Consider the following 24323-nt stretch of genomic DNA (forward strand, 5'->3'; position numbering starts at 1 on the left):
GGCGCACCGCGCCTACCAGGCGGGGCCGATCTCGTCGGCGACGATCTGCGCGGAGAGGGTCACCATCGGCAACCCGCCGCCCGGGTGGGTGGAGCCACCCACCAGCCACAGCCCTTCTGCGGGGCCCCGGTTGGCCGGGCGGAGCAGCCCACCGGCGGTGCCGTAGATCGAGCCGCCTGGTGAGCCGGTCGCCACGCCCAGGTCGGCGGGGGTGCGGATCTCGCGGAACAACAGCCGGTCGCGCACGTCGACGCCGCGCCGCGCCAGCACGTCCAGGATGCGATCGGCGTACGCGTCGGCCAGCCCCGGGCGTCGCCAGTCGACAGCGCCCGCCGCGGTGCCCTGCCGGGGGGCGTTCACCAGCACGAACCACGCCTCGTGTCCGGCCGGGCGGACCATCGGGTCGTCGGCCACCGTGACGAACACCGTCGGGTCGGCCGCCGGTCGGGCCCGTACGCCGCGCCCGGGGTCACCGAAGACCGCGTCGAACTCGGCGTCGTAGTCGTCCGGGAAGAAGACGTTGTGGTGGGCCAGCCCGGTGCTGCCGGAGACGCCGAGCAGCAGCACGAAGCCGGCGAGGCTGCGGTCGGTCAGCCCGGCCAGCCGACGCGGGTGCGGCAGCAGGTCACGGTAGACGGTGAGCGCGTCCACGTTGGCCACCACCACGTCGGCGGGCACCGGAGCGGTGACGCCGGCGAGGCGTACCCCGTGCACCCGGCCGCCGGTGGCGTCGATGCGGGTGACGGTGGTGTCGGTCTGCACGACCACGCCGAGGTCCAGGCAGCGGGTCAGCAGCGCGTCGGCGAGCGTGCCCAGCCCGCCGCGCAGGTACCAGCCGCCGAAGGCCAGCTCGGCGTAGGGGACGGCGACCAGCGCCGCCGGTGCCCGACGTGGGTCGGCACCGGTGTAGGTGGCGTACCGGTCCAGCATCATCCGCAGCCGCGGGTCGGACAGGTGCCGGCGGCCCAGCCCGCGCAGGCTGCGGCCCGGGGCGATGGCGGTCAGGTCGCCGACCCGCCAGGCCAGCGACGCGAGGTCGCGGGGAGAGTCGACGGTGCGGCGCAGGATGTCCCGCGACGAGGCCTGCCACACCCGCGTCGCCCGACGCCACAGCCGCTGCCAGTCGGCTGCCGCCCGGTCACCGAAGGCGGCCCCGATCCGGGCGGTGAACTCCACCGGGTCGGCGCACGAGTCCACTGTCGGGCCACCGCCCGGAAAGACGTGCCTGACGATCGGGTCCAGCGGGACGAGGTCCAGGTACTCGTCGAGCTTCGCCCCGGTCGCCTCGAACAGGTCGTGGAACACCTCGGGCAGGGTGAGCAGGCTCGGCCCGGTGTCGAAGTGGAACGACCCGGCCGGGGTGTCGTGGGCGTACCGGCCGAGCTTGCCGCCGACCGTGTCGGCGGCCTCGAAGACGGTCACCTGGTGCCCGGTTGCGGCCAGCCGGGCGGCGGTGGCGAGGCCACCCACCCCGGCGCCGACGACCACGATCCGCGCCATGCCGCGCCTCCCTAGCTGACCGGGCGGCCCCGCCAGGTCAGGCGGCGCCGCTTCCGCAGATGGTACGACCGCAGTGTCAACCAACCGAGGACCACGACCGACACGGGGTGTGCGAGCGCGTCGGGCCACCAGCGTCCTCCGGTCGCGCGGGCGGTGAGCACCCGTCCGGCCACCCCGAGCAGGTAGCCGCCCAGGCCCACGGCCGTCATCCCCGGTGCGCCGGCCGCCGCACCCGCCAGCGCGATGAGCGGTGGGGCGGTGTAGAGCAGCAGCAGCGCCACCACCACGGCCGCCGCCGAGCCGGGGTGCCCGAACGACGCCCAGAGCGACTTCGAGTACCCGTCGCGCAGTTGCGGCCAGTCGTCGTACATCCGGCAGGTGGCCAGTCGGGAGCCGTCGGCCAGGGCGATCCGTCGACCGGCCCGCTTGATCGCCCGGGCCAGCTCGACGTCCTCCAGGATCTTGTCGGCGACCGCTGCGTGCCCGCCGGCGGCGGTGTAGCCGGCCCGGTCCACCACCAGGAACTGTCCGCCCGCCGCGGCCAGCGACGGCCGCGCCGAGTGCTCCATCGCGCGCAGCGGCAGGAAGGTCAACCAGAGCCACTGCAACAGCGGCTGCACCAACCGGTCGGCCGCCGTCGCCACCACGATCCGGGGGTACGGCGACAGCAACGTCACCCGGGCGGCGCGCAACTCGGCGACGGCAGCGGCCACGGCGTGCGGGGCGAGCACCACGTCGGCGTCGACGAACACCAGCGCGGTGGCGTCGGGGTCGGCCCGGGTGGCCAGCTGCCAGCAGGCGTGCGGCTTGCCCAGCCAGCCTGCCGGCGGGGCGACCCCGGTGAGCAGCGTGACCCGGGGGTCGTCGCCGGCCACCGCGCGGACCACGTCGGCGGTGCCGTCGGTGGACCCGTCGTCGAGGACCACGACGCGAAGCCCTGGCACGCCACGCTGGGCGAGCAGGGCGCGTAGGCACGGGGTGACCCGGGTTGCCTCGTCGCGCAACGGCAGCAGCACGGCCACCGGCTCGTCGACGTCCTCGGGCCGGTCGGTGGGCCGACGTAGCCAGCGGGTGGCGTTGAGCCAGGTGTGCCCGGTCAACGCGGCGACGGCGACCAGCAGGGCGAGCAGGACGGTCATCGGGTCGCGTCGACGCCGGGGCGGTGTGGCTGCCGGGCCTCCGGCCGGAGGTGGCCGCGCCGGGCGCGGAGCACTGTCACCGCCAGGGGTACGGCGGTCAGCGACATGCCGGCGGCGCCCCAGAGCGCCGAGGCGGGCAGGTCGAGGAAGACGGCGTGGGCCAGAATGCTGGAGAAGTACGTCCACAGGTAGAGCGCGACCATGGGGTGGTCCCGCCGGTCGGTGTGCCCGGCGGCCGGGCCGGCCAGCGGGCGCAGCGCGCTCATCATCAGCACCGCGAAGAGCAGCCAGCCCAGGTAGTTGCTGACCGGGATGCCGGCCAGGCCGGGCAGGGCCGGGGTGGCGTCGCGCCAGACCCAGTAGCCCTCGGCCACCATCTGCGGGTCGAGGAAGAGATCCCAGGAGGCCAGCCCCACGGTGGCCAGCGCGATCCGCCCCACCCATCGACCCACCGTCGGCCCGCCGCCGGCTGTCGATCCGCCACCGTCGGCGGCCGTGTGGTTGCCACCGGTCAGTCGCACCGCCGCCAGCCAGGCCGGCCAGGCCATCCAGGTCCAGGCCAGTGGAATGATCAGTGGCACGCCGGCCAGCTTGGGGCCCAGCTCACCGGAGTAGTCGTAGCTGCCGAACGGCACGCCGGTGGCCACCCCGATCGCCTCGATCGCGAACCCGCCGCCGGTGGCCACCGCGACCAGCGCCGCCGCCACCCGCAGGCCCCGGCTGAGCAGCGCGTGGCCGACCGAGAGCAACCAACCGAGGACGACAGTGGCCACGGTGAGCCCGGCCCGGGTGGCGCCGGTGGTGAGCGGGTAGCAGATCTGGGCGAGCACCAGGACGGCGAGCAGCGTCCAGGAGATCCGCCGGGTCATGACGCCGGTGGCTCGAGCGGCAGATCCCGACCGAGTACGCCGAACGGTCGCTCGTCGCCGGGGAAGTGGAAGTCGCGCAGCACGTCGACGAAGCCGAAGCGTCGGTACAGTCGCCAGGCCCGTGAGGTCTGCTCGTCGGCCTCCGGGGTGGACAGCAGCGTGGTGTCGCCCTCCGCCATGCCGAGCAGCGCGCGTAGCTGACCGGCGCCAAGACCGTGACCCTGCGCCGGTGGCCGGACGTGCAGCTCGACCACCTCGAAGCAGTGGGTGAGCCAACGCGTGCGGGTCGGGGTGTCCAACGCGCGCTGCACCTGGTCGTGCCACCACTGACCCGAGGCGCCCAGGTAGCCGTAGCCGAAGCCGGCGAGGTGACCCTCGCTGGTCAGGCTGGCGACCGCCCGGAAACCCGGTCGGCGGACGTGGGTGGCGATGTAACCGCGCCGGGCCTCCAGCAGGTCGGTGCGGTATCCCATCGCCTCGCCGTAGACGGCCACCACGTCGTCCAGCCGCCGGACGAGGTCGTCCGGCGTCCAGCGCACCAACCTCATGCCCGTCCACCCTTCACCGTTTCCGGGCCGCCGTCGGCGACCCACCCGAGCACTGACCGGTCGCCGACCACGTCGCGCACCTCGAACCGGGCGAACAGCTCCTCGGCGTACCAACCCTCGGTGGGGGTTCGCATGATCGCCGCCCGATGCTCCGGGTGACGGTACGCGAACGCCACCAGGTCCGTCGGGTCGCGCCACACGCTCACCGTGCCCTGCCAGCCCAACGGGGCCTCGCCGACCCCGAACCGGGCCAGCAACCCGGGCGCGTCGCGCAGGGCGGCGGCCACCGGCGGGATCGCCCGCCAGAACGTGGCAGCCCGACGGGCCCGCAGCCGGGCCCGGGTCAGTGCCAGCACCGGGCCGGTGACCCGGCCGCCCGGCGGGTCACCGAACGGCAGCCGGCCGGACCACTCACCCCGGCTGGTAAGGGGGCGCAGGTCGATCCGGGCCTGGGCGTGGGCGATGCGCGCCCAGGCCCGCCCGACCGACGAGTCGTCGAAGCCGGCCGCCGCGGCGGGGGAGTCCCAGACGGTGAGCGCCGCCCACCGGGTCAGGTCGGCGTCTTTCGGCCCGAAGTCGGTGCCGGTCCCGGTGCCCAGCAGCTTGCCGAACCGCACGCCCGGGAGGGCCCGCAACCGCCGGGGGTCCAGCGCCATCCGGGTCAGCGCCCGGGGCAGCGCGCCGCGGGAGGTACGCCACACGTGCAGCGTGACCAGCTCCGGCGCGTCGCCGCTGTGCCTTCTGGTTCGCTCGCTCACGTCACCGCTCCGCGGTGGCGGCTGAGCGCGTCCTGCACCGCCCGTACGGTCGGGTGTGGCTGCATCACGCCATTCTTCCCGGTCCGCTGGTGGCCGGTTCAGTCGGCCGGCACGCTCGGCGCGTCACACGTTGCATTTTCGTCGGAGGGGAGGTGTACTGTCAGCAGCAGTTAGAACGAGTGTTCGATTGCCTCGAACGCCCGTTCCAACCAGCCGGAGCGCGGCGTTTCGCGGCGCCACCTCCGGGCGGTGCGGCTCCGCGGGCCGCACCTGGGTTTCCGGGCAGTCGCGAGCCTGGTCCCAACAGGCAGGAGCGTTGCCCGCCGCCCACGACCCCCGGGCGGCGGGCGACGCACCCGCCGGTCCGCCGGCCGGGTGTGGTGTGGGGAAGCATCCACACCCGGCCGGCCACACCCGGTGCGTCTTCCTCCGCACCACCCGACCTCGACGGCGCGTCGGTGGCATCAGCCGCCGGAGTGACGTCTCGGCCACGTGGAGGAGAGACACCCATGCCGACCAACCCGGCTCAGGCACCGACGGTGCCGGCGCACGTGCTGCCGCACCGCACCCCCGCCCAGCTCCTCACGTTGGCCCGCCGTGGGCTGGTCGAGGCCGGCCAGACCCGACCCGACGGCCTGCGTTACGCGGCTGCCCACCTGGCGGCCCTGCGCGCGGCGGCGGCCCTGCTCGCCGCCCGGGCCCGTCCCGCGCCGACCCGACGCAACCGGATCACCAGCGTCTGGGTCCTCCTCTGCGCCGTCGCTCCGGAGCTCGACGAGTGGTCCCGGTTCTTCGCCGCGGGGGCCGGTAAGCGCGCCGCCGCCGAGGCGGGCATCCCCCGGGTGGTGAGCGCCCGGGAGGCCGACGATCTGCTCCGCGCCGCCGAGCAGTTCGTCACGGTTGTGGAGACCGCGCTCGGCGTGGCCCACCAACCGGCCCTGGACGGCCTCGCCGCCTGATCCGCCGCGCCACCGGCCCCCCGGAGGGGGAGCCGGGCGGCCGGCGGCACGGCGTGCCGGTCCTGATCTGATCCACAGCAACGACGGGGGAGTTGGTCCAATGGCGGGCCGCATGGTGGTCGGTTCCGCCGCGCTTGCCGATCTGGTACGTCCGGCGAGCGCACCCGACCCGGTCGGTGGGCACCGGGTGCTGCCGGTGGTGCCCGAGCTGACCGGTCTGCTGCCCAACCGGGGCCTGCGCCGGGGCAGCACCATCGCGGTGGCCGCCGGCCAGCCCCGCCGCAGCGGTGGCACCTCGCTGATGCTGGCCCTGCTCGCCGAGGCGTCCCGGGCCGGCTCGTGGTGCGCCGTGGTCGGGGTGCCGACGTTCGGCGCGGGCGCGGCGGCCGAGTTGGGCATCGCCCTGGACCGGTTGGCCCTGGTGCCGAACCCCGGCCCCGAGTGGGCCACAGTGGTCGCCGCGCTCATCGACGGGGTGGACGTCGTGGTCACCACAGTGCCGGCCTCGGTCTCCGCCTCGGTCGCCACCCGGTTGGCCGCCCGGGCCCGCCAGCGCGGCAGCGTGCTCGTTCCGTACGGCCGGTGGGACGGCGCGGACGTGACGTTGCAGGTGGTCCGGGGAGTGTGGGAGGGGCTCGGGCTGGGCCGGGGGCGGTTGCGCCGCCGGGAGATCACCGTCTCGGCGCGCGGGCGCGGGGCGGCCGCCCGACCCAAGGAGATCAAGGTCTGGCTCCCGGGTGACGAGCTGACCCGGGTGATCCCTCGTACGCTGCCGTCGCCGGTGGGCCGATCGACCGCCCCACTCGCCCTGGTCGGCCGGGGGTGACCGGCGCGCCGGCGCGCACCCTGCTGCTGTGGTGCCCGGACTGGCCGGTGCTCGCCGCCGAGATCGTCGACGGGGTGCCGGCGACCGGCCCGGTCGCCGTGCTGCACGCCAACCGGGTGGTCGCCTGCTCCGAGCGGGCCCGCGCCGAGGGGGTGCGTCGGGGGCTGCGCAAGCGGGAGGCGCAGGGTCGTTGCCCCCAGCTCACAGTGGTGGAGTACGACCCGGGCCGGGACGCCCGGGCGTTCGAGCCGGTGGTCGCCGCGGTGGAGGAGTTGGTCGCCGGGGTCGAGGTGGTCCGTCCAGGTGCCTGCGCGGTGGCCGCCCGAGGGCCGGGCCGTTACCTCGGCGGCGAGGAGGCGGCCGCCGAACGGATTATCGAGCATGTGGCCCAGTCGTGCCTGGTGGAGAGCCAGGTGGGCATCGCCGACGGGGTGTTCGCGGCCGGGTTGGCCGCTCGCGCCGGCCGGGTGGTGGCACCGGGCGGGACACCGGAGTTCCTGGCCGGGTTGCCGGTCGAGGCGCTCGGCCGGTCGGCGCTGGCCGACCTGCTGCGCCGGCTGGGGGTACGCACCCTCGGCGACTTCGCCGCCCTGCCGGCCGGTGACGTGCTGGCCCGGTTCGGGTTCGACGGTGCGCTCGCCCATCGGCTGGCCGCCGGGCGGGACCACCGCCCGCTGGCCGTCCGGCAACCGCCGGCCGACCTGACGGTGACCGCGGAGCACGACGACCCGATCGACCGGGTCGACGCGGCGGCGTTCGTGGCCCGGGCGTTGGCCGAGCAACTGCACGAGCGGCTGGCCGGGCACGGGCTGGCCTGCACCCGGCTCGGCATCGAGGCGGTCACCGAGCACGGGCAGGAGCTGCACCGGGTGTGGCGGCACGACGGCCTGCTCACCGCCGCGGCCATCGCCGACCGGGTGCGTTGGCAGCTCGACGGGTGGCTCTCCGGCAGCAACGGCCGCGCCGGCGCCCGACCGGCCCGACCGACGGCCGGCATCATCCGGCTGCGACTGATCCCGGACGGGGTGATCGCCCAGGCCGGTCTGCAGGCCGGCCTCTGGGGGGAGACCGGCGAGGAGCGTGAGCGCGCGCACCGGGCGTTGAGCCGGGTGCAGGGCATCCTCGGCCCGGAAGCGGTGGTCACCGCGGTACTCGGTGGTGGCCGCTCCCCGGCCGACCAGGTGCGGCTGGTGCCGTGGGGCGACGAACGCCTCCCGGCCCGGCCCGAAGCTCCGCCGTGGCCGGGCCGGCTGCCGCCGCCCGCGCCCGCCGTGGTGCTGCCCAGTCCGCTCGCCGCGACCGTGCACGACGCCGCTGGCGAGCCGGTGGTGATCAGCGCGCGGTTGGCGGTGAGCGCCGCGCCCGCCCGACTGGTGGTCGGCACCGGTCAGCCAGCGGAGATCGTGGGTTGGGCCGGGCCGTGGCCGGTGGACGAGCGCTGGTGGGCGCCGGCCGAGGCTCGCCGCCGGGCCCGGTTCCAGGTCAGCCTGGCCGACGGTGCTGCCCTGCTGCTGGCCGTGGAGTCGGGGCAGTGGTTGGTGGAGGCGATCTATGACTAAGTCAGGTCGATCCCTGTCCGGCCTCGGCTGGCTCCGCGCTGGCCGGGGAGCAGATGTCGCGATGAGCGTGATGACTCACAGACATCTTGATGTCTGTGAGTCATCACGCTCATCGCACCTTTCGCCGCCGGCGGGGCGACCGCCGTCGTGTTCGTCGTCGACCCGGTCGCCCAGCGTCCCTCGGCCGCGCAGGACCAGGCCGAGCAGGACCGGGCCGAGCAGCGTGGCCGGAGCGGCCGGATGAGCTTTCACAACCCGAAGATGCCCTGGTCGGAGCTGGAGCGGGTGCTCTCCGGGCGGGCCGGAGACAAGCGGGGGAGCCGGGGCGAACGGCACCTGCACGTGGTGGACCCGCTCGCCGTGGACGCCGACGGTGGCGACTCCCCGGCCTGGAGCCGCCACCGGGAGCAGTACCAGCCGCCGGAGCTGACCCGTCCCGACGGTGTGGTGCCCTACGCGGAGCTGCACGCGCACACCAACTTCAGCTTCCTCGACGGTGCCAGTCACCCGGAGGAGCTGGCCGAGGAGGCGGCCCGGCTGGGGCTCACCGCGCTCGCCGTCACCGACCACGACGGCTTCTACGGGGTGGTCCGCTTCGCCGAGGCGGCCCGCACGCTGGGCCTGCCGACCATCTTCGGCGCGGAGCTGTCCCTCGGGCTGCCCGGCCCGCAGAACGGTGAGCCCGACCCGCACGGTGCGCACCTGCTGGTGCTCGCGCACGGCCACGAGGGGTACGCCCGGCTGGCCACCACCATCGCCCGAGCCCAGCTGCGCGGCGGGGAGAAGGGCCGCCCGGATTACGGGGCCCTGGAGGAGGTCGCCGCCGAGCTGAAGGATCACGTGCTGGTGCTGACCGGCTGCCGCAAGGGGCACGTGCCGGGGGCGCTGCTCACCGAGGGGGTGGACGCGGCGGCCCGCGAGTTGGACCGGCTGACAGCGCTCTTCGGCGCGGAGACGGTGGCCGTGGAGCTGACCGACCACGGTCACCCGGTCGACGCCGACCGCAACGACGCGCTCGCCGAGCTGGCCGCCGCGGCCGGGTTGCCGACGGTGGCCAGCAACAACGTGCACTACGCCAGCCCGGGCCGGCGTCGGCTGGCCACCACCGTCGCCGCGGTCCGGGCCCGCCGCAGCCTGGACGAGATCGACGGCTGGTTGCCCGCGGCGGCCACCGCCCACCTGCGCAGCGGCGCGGAGATGGCGGCCCGGTTCGCCGCGTACCCGGGTGCGGTGGCGCGGGCCGCCGAGTTCGGCGCCGAGTTGGCCTTCGACCTTCAGCTCGTCGCGCCGCAGCTGCCGGCGTACCCGGTGCCGCCGGGGCACACCGAGATGAGCTGGCTGCGGAAGCTGACCGCCGACGGGGCGCACGAGCGTTACGGGCCGCCGCAGGCGCACCCGGCGGCGTACGCGCAACTCGACCACGAACTGAACATGATCGAGGAGCTGGGTTTCCCCGGCTACTTCCTGGTGGTCTACGACATCGTCACGTTCTGCCGTGACCAGGACATCTACTGCCAGGGTCGGGGTTCGGCGGCCAACTCGGCGGTCTGCTACGCGTTGCGGATCACCAATGTGGACGCGGTCCGGCACCGACTGCTCTTCGAGCGGTTCCTCGCCCCGGAACGGGACGGCCCACCGGACATCGACGTGGACATCGAGTCGGACCGTCGGGAGGAGGTGATCCAGCACGTCTACCGCCGCTACGGCCGGGAGCACGCCGCCCAGGTCGCCAACGTCATCTCCTACCGGCCGAGGTCGGCAGTGCGGGACGTGGCAAAGGCGTTCGGCTACTCGCCGGGGCAGCAGGACGCCTGGAGCAAGCAGATCGACAGGTGGGGGTCGGTCGCCACCGTCGATGTCGAGAACATCCCCGAGCAGGTGGTGGAGTACGCGAACGAGTTGCAGACGTTCCCCCGGCACCTGGGCATCCACTCCGGGGGCATGGTGATCTGCGACCGGCCGGTGATCGAGGTCTGCCCGGTGGAGTGGGGGCGGATGCCCGGGCGCAGCGTCCTGCAGTGGGACAAGGACGACTGCGCGGCGGTCGGTCTGGTCAAGTTCGACCTGCTCGGCCTGGGCATGCTCTCCGCCCTGCACTACGGCTACGACATGATCGGCGAGAGCCTCGACCTGGGCGACATGACCCTGGACGATCCGGAGGTCTACGACATGCTCTGCCGGGCCGACTCCGTCGGGGTGTTCCAGGTGGAGAGTCGGGCCCAGATGGCCACCCTGCCCCGGCTCAAGCCCCGCGAGTTCTACGACCTGGTGGTCGAGGTGGCGCTGATCCGTCCCGGCCCGATCCAGGGTGGTTCGGTGCACCCGTTCATCAGGCGCAAGAACGGCCAGGAGGCGGTGACGTTCGCGCATCCGCTGATGCGCAACGCCCTGGAGAAGACCCTTGGTGTGCCGTTGTTCCAGGAGCAACTGATGCAGCTTGCCATCGACCTGGCCGGCTTCGACGCGGCCGAGGCCGACCAGTTGCGCCGGGCGATGGGCGCCAAACGGTCGGTCGAGCGGATGACCCGGATCGCCGACCGGCTCTACGCCGGGATGGCCGAGCGGGGGATCACCGGTGAGCTGGCCGACGACGTCTACCGCAAGCTCACCGCGTTCGCCAGCTACGGCTTCCCGGAGAGCCACGCGATGAGCTTCGCCTACCTGGTCTACGCCAGCTCCTGGCTCAAGCGTTACCACCCGGCGCCGTTCCTGGCGGCGCTGCTCAACGCTCAGCCGATGGGTTTCTACTCGCCGCAGACTCTCGTCGACGACGCCCGCCGGCACGGGGTGGAGGTCCGTCGCCCGGACATCAACGCCAGCGGGGCTCTGGCGGTGTTGGAGTCCACCCCGGAGACCCGGTGGGGCAGCGGGCCGGGGGAGCCGCCGCACGCCTGGGGGCTGGGTGGCCCGGCCGTCCGGCTCGGCCTGTCCAGCGTGCGGACCCTCGGCGCCGAGGTGGCCGAGCGGATCGAGGCCGAACGGGCCACCGGTGGGCCGTACCGGGACATGCCTGATCTGGCCCGGCGGCTCGGTCTCACCGCCGCGCAGCTGGAGGCCTTGGCCACCGCGGACGCCTTCGCCTGTTTCGGGCTGACCCGGCGGCAGGCGCTGTGGGCCGCCGGCGCGGCGGCCCAGGACCGGCCGGGTCGGCTGCCCGGGACGGTGACCGGTGCGGCGGCGCCCACGTTGCCGGGAATGGAGGCGGTGGATCGGCTGGTCGCCGACGTGTGGGCCACCGGGTTGTCGCCGGAGAGCCATCCGGCCCGGTTCATCAGGGGTCAGCTCGACGTGCTCGGCGCGGTGCCGATCGCCCGGCTGGGTCGGGTGGAGCCGGGGCAACGGATCCGGGTGGGTGGCATCGTCACCCACCGGCAACGCCCGGCGACAGCGGGCGGGGTCACCTTCCTCAACCTGGAGGACGAGACGGGGATGCTCAACGTCACCTGTTCGCCGGGGTTGTGGCAGCGCTACCGGCGGGTGGCCCGGACCAGCGCCGCGCTGGTGGTGCGAGGGCTGTTGCAGCGGCACGAGGGGGTGACCAATCTGGTCGCCGACCGGCTGGACGCCATCGAGCCACCGGTGAGTCCCGCCTCCCGGGACTTCCGCTGATCCAGTGATCCACATTACGGTTTCTGACAGCGTCGAGCGGGAGACTCGTCCCGAGCGGGCAGAGCGGCCCGTGATCCGTGAGGGGGAACGACAGTGACGGGAAATCACGCGTACACCAGTGGAATCGCCAACGCCCGGCGGACCCGCCTGGGCACCGGCTGGGTGCCGTCGCACCTCGCCGACCCCCGCGAGTACGAGGTGACGAACGGTCCGGTGGCCAACGAGCGGCGGTCCCGGGCGGAGGACGAGGCCGAGGGCGCCGAGGCCTGACCTGCCGCCGCAGCACGTGCCGACCGTGTGTGTGGTGGCGCGCCCGCCACACGCCCGCACCACTACCGGGCCGGGTGACTAGGCTCGGCCGGGTGGAGCAGACCCGAGGCCGGTTCGCCGAGCCGCCGCTGACACCCCGTACCGCCGTGATCTGGTCGGTGCTCCGCGCCGAGCTGGACCGGCGCGGCGACGCCGAACTCACAGTGCTGGACGTGGGCGGCGGCACCGGCGGTTTCGCCGTTCCGCTGGCCCGCGCCGGGCACCGGGTGACGGTCGTCGACGCCAGCCCCGACGCGCTCGCCGCGCTCACCCGCCGTGCCGCCGAGGCCGGGGTGGCCGACCGGATCGCCGCCGTGCAGGGCGACGGCGACGCCCTCGCCGGGCTGGTCGAGCCGGCCGGCGTCGACCTGGTGCTCTGCCACGCCGTCCTGGAGGTGGTGGACGACCCGACGCCGGTGGTCGCCGCGCTTGCCACCGCGCTGCGCCCCGGGGGTGCGGCAAGTGTGCTGGTGGCCGGTCGGGCCGCCGCCGTGCTGGGCCGCGCGATGAACGGGCACCTGGACGTCGCGGCCACACTGGCCGCCGACCCGGGCGGCACCGCCGGCCCGAGGGACACTCTGCGCCGACGCTACGACGCCCCGGCCGCCGCCGCGCTGCTCGGCGCCGCCGGGCTGGTGGTCGAGGAAATCCACGGGGTACGCGTGCTGGCTGATCTGCTGCCGGCAGCGGTCGCCGACGGGCAGCCCGCCGCCGTGGTCGAGTTGGAACGGGTGCTGGCCGCCCACCCGCCGTACCGGGACCTGGCCGCCCAACTGCACCTCTTCGCCCGCCGGCCGGCATGATCGCCGCGGTCGGTGGCCGGCCGGCGCCGCTGGAGATCCTCGGGCCGGACCACGGCGGCGGCCGTCTCGCCGACGTGCTACCCAGCGCGCTGGCCGTGCTGGGCGTGCCCGGCTCGGCCGACCCGCTCGGCCTCGGAACGGCGCTGGCCGGGGTACGCCGGATCGCCGTGCTGCTCGTCGACGGGCTCGGTTGGTACCAGCTGCCGACCGCGGCGCCGTACGCGCCGACAGTCGCCGGGCTCGCCGCCACGGTGGCCCGGCCGCTGGTCGCCGGTTTCCCGTCCACCACCCCGACCAGCCTGGTGTCGCTGGGCACCGGTGTCGCGCCGGGCGCACACGGGGTGCTCGGCTTCACCGTGCGGGTGCCCGGCACCGATCGGGTGCTCACCCACACCGACTGGGCAGCCGATCCGCCGCCGCTGCGCTGGCAACCGGTGCCCACCCAGTTGGAGCGGGCCCGCGCCGCGGGCGTGACGACGACAGTGGTGAGTCGGCCGGAGTTCGGCGGCAGCGGGTTGACTCTGGCCGCCAACCGGGGTGGCGACTTCCGGGGCGCCGCCGGCGGCGACGCGGTGGCCACCGCCATGCTCGCCGCGCTGGCCGCCGGCACCGGGCCCACACTGGTCTCCGGCTACCACGCCGACCTGGACCGGCACGGCCATCTCAGCGGCGTCGACTCGGCACCCTGGCGGGCCGCGGCCGCCGAGGTGGACGCCCTCGTCGCCCGGCTTGTCGACGGGCTGCCGCCGGACGCGGCGCTGCTGGTGACCGCCGACCACGGGCAGCTCGACATCCCCGGCGCGCACCGCTTCGACCTGGACACCGATCCGCGACTGCGGGCGGGTGTGCGGCTGGTGGCCGGCGAGGCCCGGGTCCGCTACCTGCACGTCGAGCCGGGCGCTGTCGAGGACGTACGGGCCGCCTGGTCGGAGGTGCTGGGCCCGACGGCCCGGGTCCGTACCCGCGACGAGGTGGTGGCCACCGGCTGGTTCGGGCCGGTGCCCGAGGAGCACCTGGGGCGGATCGGGGACGTGGTGGTGATCTGCAACGACACGTACGCGGTCATGGCCAGCCGCACCGAGCGGCCGATGGCGTCGAAGTTGGTGGCGTACCACGGGTCGGACACCGCGGCCGAGCTGACCGTGCCGCTGCTCGTCGTCCGAGGCTGACCGTTTGTCGTTGGGGCTGACCGGGGGCGGTTCGGCCGACTGGTCGGTGGTGGTGTCGTACCCCCGGGTTAACCTGCCGGGATGGGCCGCAGCCAGTCGTTGCCCCGGGGCGACGATCCGCGCTTCGGGCCGGACGCCGACGACTCCGCCAGCCCGATCCTGCACGTCGACATGGACGCCTTCTTCGCCGCCGTCGAGGTGCGCCGCCGTCCCGAGCTGCGCGGCCGGCCGGTGGTCGTCGGTGGCGTCGGCCCGCGCGGGGTGGTCAGCTCGGCCAGCTACGAGGCCCGCCGGTACGGCGTCCGCAGCGCGATGCCGACCAGCCAGGCCCGGGCCCGCTGCCCCCGGGCGGTCTACCTGCCACCGGATTTCTCCGCCTACACGGCTGCCTCCCGGGCCGTCATGCAGATCTTCCGGGACGTCACCCCGCTCGTCGAGCCGCTCTCCCTCGACGAGGCGTTCCTCGACGTGACCGGCGCCCGTCGGCTCTTCGGCTCCCCGGCCACCATCGCCCGGCTGATCCGTCGCCGGGTCGCCGAGGAGCAGGCGCTGACCTGCTCGGTCGGGGTGGCCCCCACCAAGTTCGTGGCCAAGCTGGGCTCCACCCGGGCCAAGCCGGACGGCCTGCTCGTCGTCCCCCCGGGCCAGGTGCTCGACTTCCTGCACCCCCTGCCGGTGGATGCCCTGTGGGGGGTGGGGGAGCGCGCGGCCGAGGCGCTGCGCCGGCTTGGCCTGGCCACCGTCGGCGACCTCGCCGAGGCGCCGGTGGGCATGCTCCGCCGAGCCGTCGGTGCCGCCTCGGCGGCCCACCTGCACGAGTTGGCCTGGGGGCGTGACCCGCGCGGGGTCAGCCCCGAGCACGTCGACAAGTCGATAGGCGCCGAGATGACCTTCGACGTCGACGTGGCCGACCCGCTGGAGATCCGCCGCGCGTTGCTCGCGCTCAGCGCGAAGGTGGGAGTCCGGTTGCGAGGTTCCGGGCACGTGGGGCGCACCGTCGCACTCAAGGTCCGGCTGGCTGACTTCCGCACCGTGACCCGATCTCGCACTCTCGACGTTCCCACCGACACCGCACGCGAGATGTTCGACACGGTCTGGGCGCTTTACACCGCCTTGGACCCGGGTGAGCGGGTCCGACTCGTCGGTGTTCGCGTGGAAGGGCTCGCCCCGGCGCAGGGCGCTGCCCGGCAACTCACCCTCGGCGCGCCCGAGCACGGCTGGCGCGAGGCGGAAGCTGTCGCGGACGCCGCCGCTGCCCGTTTCGGGCGGTCCGTCATAGGTCCGGCCAGTCTGATGGGCGACCGTGATCGCCGTCGAAACGAAAATCCACCCCGCCCATAGGTCGTCCCGCTTTCCGACGCGCGACCCCCCTCGTAGACTTGCGGGTAAGCAGCCGGATGGCTGCCACGGTCTGTCGGCCCGAGTGGGCCCGACCAACGTGACCGGGGAGGAGTGCCGTGCCGCTCTCGGAGCACGAGCAGCGGCTGTTCGAGCAGATCGAGCGGTCGCTTGCCGAGGACCCCAAATTCGCCTCGGCCGTGCGCGCCAGCGATCCGCGCTTCCATGCGCGGCGTCGCCTGCTCGTCGCCGCCGGCGTCATCATCGCTGGCTTGGCTCTACTGGTCTATGGCGCGGTGATCAAGACTCCACCACTCGCGGTGGCGGGCTTCGTCGTCATGCTGGCGTCGGCCGCGTTCGCGGTGCAGTCGCACCGGCGGGCGCAGTCACCCGACCTGCACGTGGTGGGCGGCACGACGAGTCGTCGTCGTCCCCGCGGTGGCCGATCCGGTCGCCGGTCGTCAATCCTGGACCGCATGGAGGACAGGTGGCGGCAGCGCCCGGAGGGGCACCGCTGAGCCGGTCCCGCCGTTGAGGCGGGCCGCACGCCGCGACGAGCGGTCGCCGGGCACAGGCCCCCGGCGACCTGCGTGGTACCCGTGCGCCCTTGCTCCCCGCTGCCCACTCTCCGCATGATCGTGCTCGATCCTGAATGTCAACGCCGTTGCGGTTTGCGGAACGGCGTTTCACGATCGAGCACGATCATGAGTGGCGGGGTGGATGGGTCGGGTTTTGGTCAGCGAGCGGCCCGGTCGGCAAGCAGCCGTCGGGGATTCCAGCGCAGCAGTCGGTACCGGGCCTGCCCGGTGCGCGCCGCCATCCGTCCCGAACTGTCCGCCATGGCGGTACGCCAGCGCAGCAGCACCGAGGGCGGCAGCACGGCGGCGAGCAGGCGGGTCCGTCGGTCCGCCCGGGCGGCCAGCGCTCCGCGGACCGCGCGCAGCGCCGGCACCAACCGCTCACCGGTAAGCGGATCCCGCGCGTAGCGGGCCCGTTCCTCCGCCCGGCCGAGCAGCCGCGCCGACCCGATCGCCTCATCGTCGTCGAGGGCATCCCGGACCAGCCGGTCCGCTGTCGCCCTGGGCGTCTCGGTCGGATCGACCGGAACCCGGAAGTCCACGAGCGTGTCGAGCAGCTCCGCCCAGGCGGCGTGCGCGTCCGCGCGAGCCCGGTTGGCGTCCACGCCGACCACCACCGGTCGCGTCTCCGGATCGCTGTCCCCGTCGACCCTGGCGGCGGCCATCGCCCCGCTCACCGCGCTGCCACCCCGTCGGCGGCGCAGAGCCACCCGGCGCAGCGCGGGCACCGCGAGGAGCAGCAACAGGGCGACCAGGCCCGCTGCCCACCACGGCCAGACCGGCGGCTGCTCGTCCGGCGTCGTTCCGCCGAGGGCGAGCCCGCTGTCGGCGTCCCGGTCGGCGTTGTCCGGCCCGGCGGGCCCGGCCGAGGCTTCCGGCCCCGTCGGGGTGTCCGCGGTGCCGGTGTCCGGGCTGGACGGCTCCGGCGCATCAGTGTCCGGTGCCCAGGTCGACCGGGTGGAGCCGGGCACCCCGTACGCCGGGGTGGCGTCGAACGGCACCCAACCGGCCCCGTCGAAGTAGACCTCGGTCCAGGCGTGCAGGTTGAGGTTCGTGAGCGTGAACGTGTCACCGTCGCGCTTGCTGCCGTTGGTGAAACCGAACGCCACCCGGGCCGGGATGCCTGCCGAGCGGACCAGCCAGGCCATCGCGGCGGCGTACTGCTGGCAGTAGCCGACCTTGTTCGTCAGGAAGTTGACGATGTCCTGACCGCTGCTGCCGCTCTCGGTGCTGAGCTGGTACCGGAAGCCGTTGTCCGCCGAGAAGTGCTGGTAGATCGCCAGCACCCGGTCGTAGTCGGTGCGCTTGCCCTGGACCAGCCCCTTGACCAGCTCATCCACCTCGGGAACCGTCCCGGGGGTGGCGGTCATCTGTCGGCGTACGGGGTGGTCGGAGGGCAGTGGTGGCGCGCCCCGCAGCGCTGCGGGGGTGAAGGTCGACCGGACGTAGTCGAAGGAGTACTTCCGGCCCCGGGAGTTCTCCCGGTTGGAGAAGACGACCTGCTGGTTGGCGTCGTAGAGCCAGTTGTCGCTGAGGTCGTCGGCGCGGGTCGGCTCGGCGTACACCGGCATCAGCGACATGCTCAGGCTCTTGGTGACCTCGACCGTCGCCCGGTAGGTGGTCTGCTGCACGCCCCCACCGGCCCGGTCGGCCGGGTTCGGCAGGTCCCGGTTGACGGACCGGCCGCTGGGGTTACGTGCCTGGAAACCGGCGGGGCGCAGCTCGTCGGCGACCGCGTAGCGCAGGTAGAACGGGTTCGGTTCGGACGTTGTCACCTTGACCAGGTCGGCCACCTGGGACTGGTTGAGCTGGCCGGCGAGCGAGGCGAACAGGTCGATCCGACCCGATGTGCCGCCCGTGCCGGACCCGTTGCCGTTGCCGTTGCCCGGCCCACGGCTGAGCGAGTCGAGCAGCCCACCTGTCATCCCGGGCACCGCCAGCGGAAGTGCCACCGCCAGGGCCACCCCGACCGCCGCGAGCCGGCGGCCGGCGGACGCCAGCGGAGACGCCTCCCACACGTCGACGTCGCGGCCGTCCCCGGTGAACCGGCGGCCGAAGCGGCGTACCCGGTCGACGTTGTCGGTGACGAGCAGCCAGAGGTAACCGGCGGCCCCGATCACGAACGGCACCGCAGGGACGCTGTCCACGTAGACGGCGACCGGCACCGAGTAGATGGCAAGCATCGGCAGCCCCGCCAGCGCGGGCCGGCGCAGCCCCACGGCCAGGACGTCCACGAGTACGGCGACCGCGCCCACGCCGAGCACCGCGATGAACAGCAGCGGGTCGGTGTCCGGGACCTCGACCCCGTACGAGCGCATGTCCTGCATGGAGCCGCTGAGCAGGTCGCCGAAGTACGTGAACGTGCCAGGGGTGGGAAGGACCGCGAACAGTTCCTCGCCGCTGGGGAACAGCCAGGTCAGGGCGAGTGCCAGGCCGGCCAGCATGCCCAGCACCTGACCCCACAGCGGTGCCCTGGCGAGGCGGGTCAACGCGGCCACCCCGGCCACCACGGCGACCGCGATGATGGACTCGACCAGCCACGTCCAGCCCTGGAAGATGGCCGACAGCGGCGCGGCGGCGAGCAGTGTGGCAACGGCCGCCACCACGCCGATGTTCCGACTGCTGATCATGAGGGGAGCCTTCCGTTCATCGCACACCGCCGGCGACCGTCTCGGCCAGCGCGGCCCGTAGGGCGAACCCCTGGGCACCCCGGCCGACCTGCGGCCACAGCGCCGGCAGTCGGCCCCCGTGGTCGACGCCGACCACCCGCCAGCCGCTCTGCAGCATGGCGAGGACGGAGGCGGCGTGGGCGTGCTCCGCCTCGGCCCGGGTCTTCTCCGGAAGGCTGAGCCAGGTGGAGCTGTTCAGCAGGAAGCCGACACAGGTGGCGCCATTGCCGCGCAACCCGGCCAGCAGCTCCGCCTCGGCCACGCTGACGGTGCCGAACAGGCCGATGATCAGACCGCCGTCGGCGCGTTGGCGGACCCGCTGCACGAGGCCGGTGACCTCGGCGCGCTGATCCAGTCGAACCTCCGCGAGGTGGTCGAGCAGTGTGCCGTCCCCGCCGGCCTCCGAGGCGTCCACGTCCGCCCCCGAGCCGGTGACCAGGCGCAACTTGTAGCCGGCCTGTCGCAGGTGGACGGCGATGCTGGCGGCGGCCGAGACCGACCACTCGAAACTCGCCGTCGGCCCCTCGCCGCGGTGGCCGTACGCCCTGGTGTCCAGGACGACGGTGGCCCGGCTCTCCCACGGTTGCTCCTCGCGGCGCACCATCAGCTCGCCGGTGCGGGCGGTGGACTTCCAGTGCACCCGACGCAGGTCGTCGCCGCGCCGGTACTCCCGGGTCGCCGCGTCGTCCTCGCCGTGCACCGCCACCGAGCGGGCCCGGCTGTCGCCGCTGCCCGCGTACTCCCCGGGAAGCCGGACCGACGGCAGCGGGGTGACCTGCGGGATGACCGTCAGGTGGTCGGTGCTGGGGAAGGAGCGGGTGAGCTCGCACAGACCGAACGGGTCGGTCATCCGGACGACCAGCGGGCCCACGTCGTAGCGGCCCCGCACGTCGGCCCGCACCGTGTACGCGACGGAGCTGGCCTGGTGCGCGCCGAGCCGCTCCAACACCACCCGGGGCCGGCTGCCCAGCGCGTAGGGCAGCCGGTCCTCCAGAAGCAGCGTGCCGGTCGGCAGCCGGGAGAGGTTCTGGAGGCGCAACACCACCCGGGAGTTGGCGCCGACCGGAACCCGGTGCGGGTCCAGCGAACGGTTGCAGGCCAGCTTGTAGCGGCTGCGCCCGACGTAGGCGGCGGCCAGCAACGGCAGGATGGCCAGCAGCACGGCCACCCGGAGCAGGTCCTTCTCGCCGAGGATGCCGGCCGAGATCGCCGCCGCGACCGCAGCGGCGAGGAAGGACCGCCCGCGGGTGGTCAGCCCGCGTAGACCCGCACGCACGTCACGGCCTCCGCGGCTCGTAGGGTGCGCGACCGTTGCCGGTGGCGGGCGGCCGGGTGTCGTACGGGTTGCGCTGCCGGTCGTGCGGCAACGGCAGGCGGTGCACCAGCTCGGACACGATCGCGTCGGTGGTGCGCCGGGCGAGCTGCGCGTCGGCGGTCGGGATGATCCGGTGGGCGAGCACCGGCACCGCCAGGGCCTGCAGGTCGTCGGGAAGGACGTAGTCGCGGCCCTCCAGGGCGGCGACCGCCCGGGCGGTGCGCAGCAGTTGCAGTGTCGCCCGGGGGGACGCGCCGAGTCGCAGGTCGGGGGCCTCGCGGGTGGCGGTGACCAGGTCGATCGCGTACTGCTTGACCGCGTCCGCGACGTGCACCTGCCGAACGGTGGCGATCAGCTGCCGGACTATCGCCGCGTCGGAGACCGCCCGCAGCTCGTGCAGCGGGTCGGTGGCGCCGTGCCCGTCCAGCATCGCCATCTCGGCGTTGGAGTCCGGGTAACCCATCGCGATGCGGGCGGTGAACCGGTCGCGCTGCGCCTCCGGCAGCGGGTAGGTCCCCTCCATCTCGATCGGGTTCTGGGTGGCGATCACCATGAACGGGGTCTGGAGCTGGTACGTCACCCCGTCGACGGTGACCTGCCGCTCCTCCATGCACTCCAGCAGCGCCGACTGGGTCTTCGGGGAGGCCCGGTTGATCTCGTCGCCGACGACCAGGTTGGCGAACACGGCGCCCGGACGGAACTCGAAGTCGTGCGTCTCCTGGTTGTAGACGCTGACCCCGGTGACGTCGCTGGGCAGCAGGTCGGGGGTGAACTGGATCCGCCGCACCGTGCAGTCGATGGACCGCGCGAGGGCCTTGGCCAGCTTGGTCTTGCCGACACCCGGAACGTCTTCGATCAGGAGGTGACCCTCGGCGAGCAGGACGGCCAGGGCGAGCCGCACGGTGGCGGTCTTGCCCTCGATGACCTGCTCGATGTTTGCCACGATGGCCTCACTGGCGGCGCGGAACTCGTCGTGCGGCAACAGGCCGCCCACCTCGTCCCAGGTCTGTTGTGTCACGGGCCTCCTCCTCGTCGCCGTCACGGCAGCTCTGTAGAGAGCACCTGGACCCGCCGTTGGGTTCGCGAGTCGAGCCTCGTATGCCGCAGGAATCTCACTAGTCTCTCAGGCTAACCATGTTTGTCGTTATCGCCGACCCCCGCAGGTAGTCCGTCGGTTACACACCGATATTCGCCAGCTCGGGGTAACCGATCCGACCCGCCCCGGGGGCCGGCAGGGCGGACCGTGGGCGAGGTACACTGCGGGCATGGCCGGAGTCTTCCTGCTTCTTACCGGGCCGTGCTGATGCGCTGAACGCAGCGACAGCACGGCGGCCCCTCCTGCGCGAGGGGCTTTTTTGTGCCCGCCGCCGGCCCGGCCCGGTGGTGCCGAGACGAAGCGAAGCGAAGCGAGGAGAGACGATGAGTGAGGCAGCCGCACCGGCGGGCGACATTCCCCCGTTCCGGTACACCGCGGCCCTGGCCGACGAGATCGAGATTCGTTGGCAGGACACCTGGGCGCGCGAGGGCACCTTCCACGCACCGAACCCGACCGGCCCGTTGGCCGACCCGACCCACCCCCGCGCCGGCGCGGAGAAGCTGTACGTGCTGGACATGTTCCCGTACCCCTCCGGAGCGGGCCTGCACGTCGGCCACCCACTGGGCTACATCGGCACCGACTGCTACGCCCGCTACCAGCGGATGGCCGGCCGCAACGTGCTGCACGCGATGGGCTTCGACGCGTTCGGCCTGCCCGCCGAGCAGTACGCGGTGCAGACCGGCACCCACCCCCGGACCACAACCGTCGCGAACATCGAGCGGTACAAGGCGCAGCTGCGCCGGCTGGGGCTGGCGCACGACGAGCGTCGCTCGGTTGCCACCATCGACACCGACTTCTACCGCTGGACCCAGTGGATCTTCCTGCAGATCTTCAACTCGTGGTACGACAGCGACGCCGGCCGGGCCCGCCCGATCGCCGAGCTGATCGCCGAGTTCGAGGGCGGCAACAGGCAGACCCCGGACGGCCGCGCCTGGGCCGAGCTGAGCGTCGCCGAGCGCCGTCAGGTCGTCGACGACCACCGCCTGGCGTACGTCTCGCAGGCCCCGGTCAACTGGTGCCCGGGGCTGGGCACCGTGCTGGCCAACGAGGAGGTCACCGCCGACGGTCGCTCCGACCGGGGCAACTTCCCGGTCTTCAAACGCAACCTGAAGCAGTGGATGATGCGGATCACCGCGTACGGTGACCGGCTGCTGGACGATCTGGACAGCCTGGACTGGCCCGAGCCGATCAAGCTGATGCAGCGCAACTGGATCGGCCGCTCCACCGGCGCCCACGTCGACTTCCCGACCAGCGCGGCGCCGGTGCGGGTGTTCACGACCCGGCCGGACACCGTCTTCGGCGCCACCTACATGGTGCTGGCGCCCGAGCACGAGCTGGTCGACACGCTGGCGCCGGCCAACTGGCCGGACGGCACGAGGGACGCCTGGACCGGTGGGCACGCCACCCCCCGGGAGGCCATCGAGGCGTACCGCAAGGCGGCGGCCGCCAAGACCGACGTCGAGCGGCAGTCCGACACCAAGGAGAAGACCGGCGTCTTCATCGGCGGGTACGCCACGAACCCGGTCACCGGTGGGCAGATCCCGATCTTCATCGCGGACTACGTGCTGGCCGGCTACGGCACCGGCGCGATCATGGCGGTGCCGGCGCAGGACGAGCGGGACTGGGCGTTCGCCGAGGTCTTCGAGCTGCCCATCGTGCGTACCGTGCAGCCGGCGGAGGGCTTCGACGGCAAGGCGTACACCGGGGACGGCCCGGCGATCAACAGCGCCGCGCCCGAACGCGGCCTGGACCTGAACGGCCTGGGGGTCGCCGACGCCAAGGCGGCGATCATCGCCTGGCTGGAGGCGAACGGGCACGGCAGCGGCGCGGTGACCTACCGGCTGCGCGACTGGCTGTTCTCCCGGCAGCGCTACTGGGGCGAACCGTTCCCGATCGTCTACGACGAGACCGGCGCGGCCATCGCCCTGCCCGAGGAGATGCTGCCCGTCGAACTGCCCGAGGTGGACGACTTCTCCCCGAAGACGTTCGAGGCCGACGACGCCAACAGCAACCCGGAGACCCCGCTGTCGCGGCGGCGCGACTGGGTCGAGGTCGAACTGGACCTGGGTGACGGGCCGAAGCGCTACACCCGGGAAACCAACGTGATGCCGCAGTGGGCCGGCTCCTGCTGGTACGAGCTGCGCTACCTGGACCCGACGAACAGCGAGCGGTTCGTCGACGCGGAGAACGAGCGGTACTGGATGGGCCCGCGCGCCGACGGTGACTGCGGGGGCACCGACTTGTACGTCGGTGGCGCCGAGCACGCCGTGCTGCACCTGCTGTACGCGCGGTTCTGGCACAAGGTGCTGTTCGACCTGGGGCACGTGTCGTCGTTCGAGCCGTTCCGCAAGCTGTTCAACCAGGGCATGATCCAGGCGTACGCGTACACCGACTCGCGCGGCAGTTACGTGCAGGCCGAGGAGGTCTTCGAGCGCGACGGGGCCTACTACCTGGGCGACCTGGCGGTCAACCGCGAGTACGGCAAGATGGGCAAGTCGCTGAAGAACGTGGTGACCCCCGACGACATGTGCGCCGCGTACGGCGCGGACACCTTCCGGGTGTACGAGATGTCGATGGGTCCGCTGGAGGTCTCCCGCCCCTGGGAGACGCGGGCGGTGGTCGGCTCGTACCGGTTCCTGCAGCGGGTGTGGCGGGCTGTCGTCGACGAGCAGACCGGCGAGCTGCGGGTCACCGAGGACCAGGCCGACGAGGCGACCCGCCGGCTGCTGCACAAGACGGTCGACGGCGTCCGTGGCGACATGGACGGCATCCGGTTCAACACCGCGATCGCCAAGCTGATCCAGCTGACCAACGGGCTGACCGGCCTGTCGGCCACGCCCCGCGAGGTGGCCGAGCCGCTGGTGCTGATGGTGGCGCCGTTCGCCCCGCACCTGGCCGAGGAGTTGTGGCGCAAGCTGGGCCACGACACCTCGCTGACGTACGCGGACTATCCGACCGCCGACCCGGCGCTGCTGGTGGCCGACACGGTGACCTACCCGGTGCAGGTCAACGGCAAGGTCCGTGGTCGCGTCGAGGTCCCCGTCGACGCCTCCGAGGAGACCGTCCGCGCGGCGGCCCTGGACGTGGTGGCCGCGACGCTGGGCGGCAAGGAACCCCGCAAGGTCATCGTCGTGAAGGGTCGGATGGTCTCGGTCGTCGCCTGACAACGGTGCCCCGCGTCGGGAGCGGCACGCACCGTGACGTCCACCGACGTGAACACTGGAACGAGCGTGATGACTCAGAGACATAAAGATGTCTGTGAGTCATCACGCCGTCCGA

Annotated in this window: 18 protein-coding genes; 10 read left to right on the forward strand and 8 right to left on the reverse strand. The window is 73.5% G+C overall.

The window, feature by feature from the left end; genetic code table 11:
* Positions 1-12: 12 nt before the first annotated feature.
* The 5 genes from crtI to ABZ406_RS21620 are packed head-to-tail and all read right to left on the reverse strand — an operon-like array spanning position 13 to position 4814.
* Positions 13-1500 (reverse strand): phytoene desaturase family protein, encoded by a 1488-nt coding sequence (gene crtI / locus ABZ406_RS21600; protein WP_357764347.1) that lies wholly within the window; start codon positions 1498-1500, stop codon positions 13-15.
* An 11-nt stretch (positions 1501-1511) separates the two neighbouring features.
* The gene (locus tag ABZ406_RS21605; protein ID WP_357764350.1) at positions 1512-2639 is read right to left on the reverse strand and encodes a glycosyltransferase family A protein; all 1128 of its coding nucleotides are present in this window, start codon (positions 2637-2639) and stop codon (positions 1512-1514) included.
* The gene (locus tag ABZ406_RS21610; RefSeq protein ID WP_357764353.1) at positions 2636-3508 is read right to left on the reverse strand and encodes a carotenoid biosynthesis protein; all 873 of its coding nucleotides are present in this window, start codon (positions 3506-3508) and stop codon (positions 2636-2638) included. Before ABZ406_RS21610 ends, ABZ406_RS21605 begins: the two co-directional genes overlap by 4 nt.
* Positions 3505-4056 (reverse strand): GNAT family N-acetyltransferase, encoded by a 552-nt coding sequence (locus tag ABZ406_RS21615; RefSeq protein ID WP_357764355.1) that lies wholly within the window; start codon positions 4054-4056, stop codon positions 3505-3507. Before ABZ406_RS21615 ends, ABZ406_RS21610 begins: the two co-directional genes overlap by 4 nt.
* A complete protein-coding gene (locus ABZ406_RS21620; protein ID WP_357764358.1) occupies positions 4053-4814 on the reverse strand; it encodes a monooxygenase in 762 nt (253 codons plus the stop codon). Before ABZ406_RS21620 ends, ABZ406_RS21615 begins: the two co-directional genes overlap by 4 nt.
* A 509-nt stretch (positions 4815-5323) precedes the next feature.
* On the opposite strand from ABZ406_RS21620, the gene ABZ406_RS21625 reads away from it, so the two are divergent.
* The 9 genes from ABZ406_RS21625 (at position 5324) to ABZ406_RS21665 (ending at position 15904) form a co-directional block, all read left to right on the forward strand.
* Positions 5324-5773, forward strand: a complete 450-nt coding sequence (locus tag ABZ406_RS21625; protein WP_357764361.1) for an SAV_6107 family HEPN domain-containing protein — start codon at positions 5324-5326, stop codon at positions 5771-5773.
* Positions 5774-5873: 100 nt separating this feature from the next.
* The gene (locus tag ABZ406_RS21630) at positions 5874-6599 is read left to right on the forward strand and encodes a hypothetical protein (RefSeq protein WP_357764363.1); all 726 of its coding nucleotides are present in this window, start codon (positions 5874-5876) and stop codon (positions 6597-6599) included.
* A complete protein-coding gene (locus tag ABZ406_RS21635; protein ID WP_357764366.1) occupies positions 6596-8158 on the forward strand; it encodes a DNA polymerase Y family protein in 1563 nt (520 codons plus the stop codon). The genes ABZ406_RS21630 and ABZ406_RS21635 overlap by 4 nt, the downstream gene beginning before the upstream one ends.
* 240 nt (positions 8159-8398) lie before the next feature.
* Positions 8399-11767, forward strand: a complete 3369-nt coding sequence (locus ABZ406_RS21640) for an error-prone DNA polymerase (RefSeq protein WP_357764651.1) — start codon at positions 8399-8401, stop codon at positions 11765-11767.
* Positions 11768-11860: 93 nt separating this feature from the next.
* Positions 11861-12037 carry a hypothetical protein gene (locus ABZ406_RS21645; protein WP_357764369.1) on the forward strand — a complete coding sequence of 59 codons (177 nt, stop codon included), beginning with the start codon at positions 11861-11863 and terminating at the stop codon, positions 12035-12037.
* A gap of 74 nt (positions 12038-12111) precedes the next feature.
* Positions 12112-12879 (forward strand): methyltransferase domain-containing protein, encoded by a 768-nt coding sequence (locus ABZ406_RS21650; RefSeq protein ID WP_357764372.1) that lies wholly within the window; start codon positions 12112-12114, stop codon positions 12877-12879.
* Entirely contained in the window at positions 12876-14048 is a 1173-nt protein-coding gene (locus ABZ406_RS21655; protein ID WP_357764375.1) for a nucleotide pyrophosphatase/phosphodiesterase family protein, read from the forward strand. Before ABZ406_RS21650 ends, ABZ406_RS21655 begins: the two co-directional genes overlap by 4 nt.
* 81 nt (positions 14049-14129) lie before the next feature.
* Positions 14130-15389 carry a DNA polymerase IV gene (locus tag ABZ406_RS21660; protein ID WP_357764377.1) on the forward strand — a complete coding sequence of 420 codons (1260 nt, stop codon included), beginning with the start codon at positions 14130-14132 and terminating at the stop codon, positions 15387-15389.
* A 116-nt stretch (positions 15390-15505) separates the two neighbouring features.
* Positions 15506-15904, forward strand: coding sequence for a DUF3040 domain-containing protein (locus ABZ406_RS21665; protein ID WP_030334542.1), 399 nt, complete (start codon positions 15506-15508; stop codon positions 15902-15904).
* A 218-nt stretch (positions 15905-16122) separates the two neighbouring features.
* Here the strand turns inward: ABZ406_RS21665 and ABZ406_RS21670 are convergent, their stop codons facing one another.
* The 3 genes from ABZ406_RS21670 to ABZ406_RS21680 are packed head-to-tail and all read right to left on the reverse strand — an operon-like array spanning position 16123 to position 20966.
* The gene (locus ABZ406_RS21670; RefSeq protein ID WP_357764379.1) at positions 16123-18594 is read right to left on the reverse strand and encodes a DUF3488 and transglutaminase-like domain-containing protein; all 2472 of its coding nucleotides are present in this window, start codon (positions 18592-18594) and stop codon (positions 16123-16125) included.
* Between the two features lie 16 nt (positions 18595-18610).
* Positions 18611-19909 carry a DUF58 domain-containing protein gene (locus ABZ406_RS21675; protein WP_357764382.1) on the reverse strand — a complete coding sequence of 433 codons (1299 nt, stop codon included), beginning with the start codon at positions 19907-19909 and terminating at the stop codon, positions 18611-18613.
* A gap of 1 nt (position 19910) precedes the next feature.
* Positions 19911-20966, reverse strand: a complete 1056-nt coding sequence (locus ABZ406_RS21680; RefSeq protein WP_357764385.1) for a MoxR family ATPase — start codon at positions 20964-20966, stop codon at positions 19911-19913.
* 401 nt (positions 20967-21367) lie between these two features.
* On the opposite strand from ABZ406_RS21680, the gene leuS reads away from it, so the two are divergent.
* Complete coding sequence (gene leuS, locus ABZ406_RS21685) at positions 21368-24208, forward strand: leucine--tRNA ligase (protein ID WP_357764388.1); 2841 nt, start codon at positions 21368-21370, stop codon at positions 24206-24208.
* Positions 24209-24323 lie beyond the last annotated feature (115 nt).

It is taken from the genome of Micromonospora sp. NPDC005710 (assembly GCF_040630995.1).
GTDB lineage: Bacteria > Actinomycetota > Actinomycetes > Mycobacteriales > Micromonosporaceae > Micromonospora.